Below are 6407 nucleotides of genomic sequence, written 5' to 3' on the forward strand. Positions count from 1 at the left end.
CAAAGGATCTGCAAGCCCATTAGTCTACTTATTAACTGGTTATATTGAAAACAATAAATCATAAAAAGTTTTAATGAGTGCACTTATTTATATTACCTCGTAAATAAGTGCATGTAGTAAAAGGATAGTTTTAATGACGTTTTTAAAAAATCACAGCATGCTTTGCGCCCTCAGCGTTTGCTTTAGCTTATTGCTAAGCGGGTGCTCAGAGCCCTCATCGCAAAGTTCACCACAAGCAGAGGTTGATGTTGCTAAATACCCATGGGCTAAAGAGCATAAAAACCACCCAGAATGGCCACTAGAAATACGCGAAGAGGTGTACGGAGATGCAGATACATTTTCAACCCCGCGGTTAATGTTCTGGAATAAATATAAATACAGCGAGGTTTATACGCTTTGGTCATCAAGGTTAGATGGCTCAGACAGACGTCGTATTATTCCAGAAGAAATTTTTACCCAAATGGAGCCTGCGGGATTGCATCCACCAGCACGCTCACCAGATAACCGTTATATTGCTATTTCGGGTTATATAAATGACCGAGCGACTCGCCAGTTATATGATACTAAAGAAAAAAAACTAATCACTATGTCTGGCGGGGGCGGCTACCCGTGGTTTAATTGGACCTCAGACAGTAAAAATGTGATTTTTTACTCAGATGGCAAAAACTTTAACTACCATGTACCAACAGGGGAGCTAACCCCTCGACCTCAAATTCACCACAGCGGCGCTGCTTTTTTACTCCCAGGTGATAAAGAGTTTTTAGCGATAAAACACGATGGCTTTTGGATACATAAGTTTAATGGTGAAATAGTACGCAAAGTTAACTTTGGTTTTCCACGTAAGTGGGAAATGAAAAACCACCGTATTTCACCCGATGGTAAGTACTTAGCGTTTATGACGTATGGTAGAGAAGATTTTCACTTCCATTGGGTGAATATAGCAAACCCTGAAATAGAGCACTCAGAAAAAGGGGAGGGAAATGGCGTAATCTTTTCACTTGATGAAGATGTTACCCTTAAATTTGGCTATAACCCTAGAGGTGAAGTTGATGAAAACAACAAGGCAGTTACTTATAGTATTATTACCCAAACTAATATTTTAACCGGTGAACAGCAGGTAATACGCACTAAAGAAATGAGAATGTGGGGGCTTAGAAGCATAGCACCTATAGCTATTACCAACCAAAAAGCACAGAGTAACTAGTTATGCATGACATTAGCAAAGGAAGTGCCAGCCCAATCGTGTATTTATTAACTGGTTATGTTAAAAACAATACACCCGTGGGTAAATTAACGCCGGTAGCAAACCGAATTGTTATTGCTGAACAACCAAAGTCAGCCACTTATGATACAAAAAAACCTGTTGTATTAAAAACAAATAGCTCCGGTATTTTATCGACAATAAATAGTGACTCATTAGAAGTACGTCAGCCGTTTCATGCCTACATTGCTAATAATCAACGGCCTATTATTATTCCGCCAATGGAATCCATTGGTCTCATTGCCAATAATAACCCTAGTGGATGGGCGAAAGAGTTTGTTGATAACTTAAAAAATTACAGTAGCTCAAATACGCCGTTATTAGAGTTACAAACAGTCCCTGTTACAAATTTAAAACAGCCTGCAGAAAATAGCGAAGACGACACTTACAATAAGTGGTACGCAAAAGAAATAACTCAAAAAAACGTACAAACTATTCAAGCGTATGTGTTGGCTAAAACGCGAGCAATAATTTTAAGTATTAATCCAAACATTCCGCTTCTTTCTCCCGGCGCAAATATTGTTTTGTCAACACCAGAGGGAAGGGATATACCAGCTACTTTCGACCGCGAAACTAAATTAGCAGTGATATCAGGTACTAACAAGATACTACCCAAAGGGTTGTATAGAATCAAAGTAAGGCTTGATCAAGATACCTACCTAGCTAATATTTCAAACTGGTGTGCCAAATCAGTTCAGTCAGATGATAACTACGATTACTATGAACTCGCCGAAATGATCCACTTTGATATAAAAAATGAGGCAGGTGAGTTTGATGTAATTAATTGCGACCCGCTTTCGGTTGAAGAGGCAATAATAAAGCAATTTCCTCGCTTTTATAGCCACTTAATAAGCTATGCCAAAGATTTAAAAACCGAGCATGCCACGTATGACCCTAAAAATATTAGTGTTAAAGATGAAAACGGTAAAGAAATTGGTCGCGCTAAAGTTAGCGATGAACCAATAAAAATAGCCAGTGGCTTTGAGAGTTTTTGCCATGGCTGGGCGGTGGCTAAAGGTCGCGCACAATTAGCTGCAGGGTTAATAAATACCGATATAACCGCCAGTGCTAGTAACGGTAATTTTACCACTAATGGTAAATTTGTTTTAGGGAGTAAAATTGCTAAAGCAATACATACTCACTTAAATAAAACAGAAGATACAACTATTCAAGCAACGCTAGATGCTGTGTTCGCTATGCAAGATGGGCAGGATGCTTGGCAAAAGCTACGTGAAGCTCGCGCTGCCTTTACAACCGATGCTTGGCGGCAAGCACTTGCAGAAAATTTGTGGCGTTTACCAGCTAACACACCAGCAGCAATGGAAAGCTATAATAATAGTTTAGGTAAAAAGCTTGGCATTCCTAAGGTAGCAATGGATGCAGCAGGTAATGCACTCAATATAGCTGATTTAACCACAAATATTGCAGCACTTGGGCAAACTACGTTGCAGCAATTTGGTACAAATATCCCTAATTTAGCGCAAGCTAAACGGCACTATAAAACGGTTGCTAACGATTATTTTGAGCATTTAAGTGCCAAAGAAATTGTAAAAGATGTCGTAATTGAAGGGACGTTTTCGCTTAATAGCGAGCAAGTAACCGATGATTACCGCAATATCATTTTGCAGCAAAGCGAGGCCGTTATAAAAGCGCTTAAGCAAAATGAGAGCCTTAAAGTAACCGTGGCAGGTCACACCTGCGATATAGGTAATTACGATTATAATATTGCGTTATCTGAGCGACGAGCAGAGGCTGTTAAGCACATTTTAGTTACCCAAGCAGGCATTGATGAGGCGCGTATTGAAGTGCTAGGGCTGGGTTATGCTCAACCACTTATAAATAATAAAGATGAGGCAAGCCGAGCACAAAACCGCCGTGTACATATTGCGGCGTATGCTATTAGCCAAATAAATGTTTGCCCGTCTCGTGAAGGTATGGATAGCCTAGAGCGCTTTCGTAATTTAACCGTAGCCAATGATATAAAAGTAGATGAAACAGGCGACGATATGGCGTGGCAAATGATTAACATTGCTCTGGGTGTTATGGCATTTATCCCAATAACAGCTCCCATTGCCGCGGCAGTAGCGGTAATAAAAGCGGGTGGCGCTATTGCTACGTCGGCTGCGAATTTAATGGATGAAGCACTCCTCGATAACGCCTGTAAACATTATTACGCAGAAATTCAGCGAGATAAACGCCTAGGCCAAGAGTGTGCAGCTAATCAAGGTATGATGCATGAGCTATTAAGTGAATATAATAAAGACGGAAAAACGCAGCAAAGTACACAATGGGCAGCTCAATTTAGGTTGCGCTCAGAGGCCATATCGGGCCTTATGGGGTTACTACTTAGGGCTCAGCGTGAAGGTGATAAAAGCCAATATTATTCAAATTTAGAACGCTATAAAGTAAAACAATACATAGAAAACTTTTTATTAGGTGATAGCTGGGCACTGCCTAATTTACCTGGTGCATCAATTAGGATGGATACGTTTTGGGTGTTTTTAATTGATAGCATTACCAATCAAAAGCAAAGTAAAAATGGTGATAAAAAAGCACTTTACGGCTTTAGTGACAACTACAGCTTGCTAGATAAAGCGGCACGTAAAGCCGCAGTTACAGATCCTGAAAACACGCTTTATTTGCAATCGCAATCTAATCCGTATGGTTTTTATATGATGACGGTGCCGACAGTAGCGCGTGAGCATAATTATATTACGGCTGAATTTCAAAATTACTTCCCCATTCACACATTTGCCACGCAAGAAAAAGAAGGCAGTAAATACCTCGAAAGCTTTGCAAACACATTTGAACCGGTATTTTCTGAATATGGTGAGGCGAGCTATCATCACAGCGCTATATATTATCAAGATCAAACTACAAAAAAGTGGTTGCCAATTATTGCCAATAAACTAAAGCGGCTAACACCATTCACCCCGGTTCGTGTTCTCGTGGTGTTTAACGACACGATGACCGGTATTGCACCTATTACGTTTGAAGTAACGCGCTGTGATGGCGTAATAAATAACGAACTTGCTTATAAAGAGCTTGTAAGGCCGCTTGTAGAGTCTGAGCTATTAGAGAATGAAAAGCACTTTGCCGGAAAGTTTGGTTGTGTATTTACACCGTTTTTTCAATTAGGGCCAAAAACGTATTTAGGTACCAAGCCTATGGTGCACGAAGAAGCCTTTTACTCGATTATAAACGACTCTGCACTTGAATATTATCAAGATGACAATTTTTCTGATATGCGTTATTACATTGGTGCACAAGTTGGTAGTAGCAGTAATGTTGTATTGCCACTAATGGGGGAGCGTAAAGATAATAGTGATGAGATGATTTTTGAGTCTGACACTGCGGAGGTCCTCTATGCCTTAGGCTTAAAAAATAAGTTTGTGGCGAATGAGTTTTATGTTGATTTAAATACAAAGCGTAATGGTGGTAATGAAGAGTCACTATTAATAAAAGATTTTTTAACGAGTAGTAGCTCAAGCTTTGTATATCCAGAGCTTTTTGCTGGGGAAAAAAGCATTAGAATTTTGGTGCGCTTTGGTGGTGAGGGTAAACCTTATTTAATAACCAGTAAAATACAAAGGCAAGGGCAAGTTATTCGTTTGTTTAAGAGTGAATTTGCTGCCGCACAAAGTTTAGGGTTTAAAGTACGCCAGTTTGGCGATGACATAATATTTGATGACTTTGATTGGAATACCCAAGTCGATATTATGGTTGTAGCGACCTGTACAGAGTTAGAGTCTGATAATTATACCAAAAAACTCATTGGTTTAGATTGGCGTAGTGTGCCATGTGATTTAATACTGCAGCAAACTATTGGTATTAATGATATAGGCCCGAAGTATCAGTCAAAACTTTGCTATTTAGGCAAGGCTACACGTAATGCAAATAAAGGTTATAAAACAGAACGTATTTTAAATAAAATGGTGGACACGTGGCATGACGATGACTATCAATTTGAGGATAAGTGGTATGACAACCAGTGCCAAATTGATGAGCAGGTAGGCCCAGAGTATGAAGAGTTAATTGAATTATTGAATAACGCAGGCCCTTATAACGAAAAAGGTAAACAGGGTCGAGCGCTGCTTAATTGGCATAACAAAGACGCTAAAGCATTTGCCGGTGAAGAGCAGGTTTTTGTTTTTGCTGCAAATTTCAGTTTGAAATATGACTCACCTAAGCGTGTTAAAGTAAACGGCTTAAGGCCTTTTGGAGACATATTTACAAGCCAATTTGGTGATATATTTACTGACAAAGAAGACCGGCAATATACTATGGAGCTAGGTATAGCTAGCTTTAACTCAGCGGGAAATTCGGGCTTTAATTTTAATGATATCGGTTCGATGACCGATAAAATTAGCAACCATGGCTTGCAGTTAAAGTTACCACTACCGAACCCTACAAATAGCAATTTGCCTTGGGGTAAAACACTACCAGAGGCTGATTTAAAAGAATTAGCCGCTCAGCTAAATAGCGATCATTCAACTCCATCACAAAAAGACCTATATAAGCGCTTGTCAGAGGAAGGGTTGACTGAAGATGAAGTGAAACAGTGGTTTGTTGAAGATGCTACAAAGAGGAAAGTAAGGCCGCTAGGAGCTTTTAAAAGCGAATAAATTTATTCGTAATTCAAGTAGTTACTACCAACATAACTGAGCGCAACAGCGCAATTATAGTAAGAATAAAAAAGCTCATGAATATGAGCTTTTTATTTATTAGGGTATGGACATAGTGTGCAGAACGGCTCAGTACTTTAACTGCTTAAAAGGACTTTAATAATGACGGTTTTAAAAAATAACAGCATGCTTTGCGCCCTCAGCGTTTGTTTTAGCTTATTGCTAAGCGGTTGCTCAGAGCCCTCATCGCAAAGCTCAACAAACACAACCGCCGTTGATGTTGCTAAATACCCATGGGCTAAAGAGCACAAAAACCACCCAGAATGGCCACTAGAAATACGCGAAGAGGTGTATGGCGATGCAGATACATTTTCAACCCCGCGGTTAATGTTTTGGAATAAATACAAAGGCAGTGAAGTACGCACGCTGTGGTCATCACAGTTAGATGGCTCAGACAGGCGCCGTATTATTCCTGAAGAAATATTTAACCAGCTGGAGCCCGCGGGATTGCATCCACCAGC

General features: G+C 39.8%; 2 protein-coding genes and 1 pseudogene. All 3 read left to right on the forward strand.

Annotation, left to right across the window (positions count from 1 at the left end):
• The first annotated feature begins 133 nt into the window (after window positions 1-133).
• A complete protein-coding gene (locus tag I6F66_RS20200) occupies window positions 134-1204 on the forward strand; it encodes a PD40 domain-containing protein (RefSeq protein ID WP_165729551.1) in 1071 nt (356 codons plus the stop codon).
• Between the two features lie 2 nt (window positions 1205-1206).
• The gene (locus tag I6F66_RS20205) at window positions 1207-5886 is read left to right on the forward strand and encodes an OmpA family protein (protein WP_197209647.1); all 4680 of its coding nucleotides are present in this window, start codon (window positions 1207-1209) and stop codon (window positions 5884-5886) included.
• 162 nt (window positions 5887-6048) lie between these two features.
• Window positions 6049-6407 (forward strand): annotated as a pseudogene (locus tag I6F66_RS20210) (hypothetical protein); the annotation flags it as partial.

Source organism: Pseudoalteromonas sp. NZS100_1, assembly GCF_015864285.1.
GTDB classification, from domain to species: Bacteria; Pseudomonadota; Gammaproteobacteria; order Enterobacterales; family Alteromonadaceae; genus Pseudoalteromonas; species Pseudoalteromonas arctica.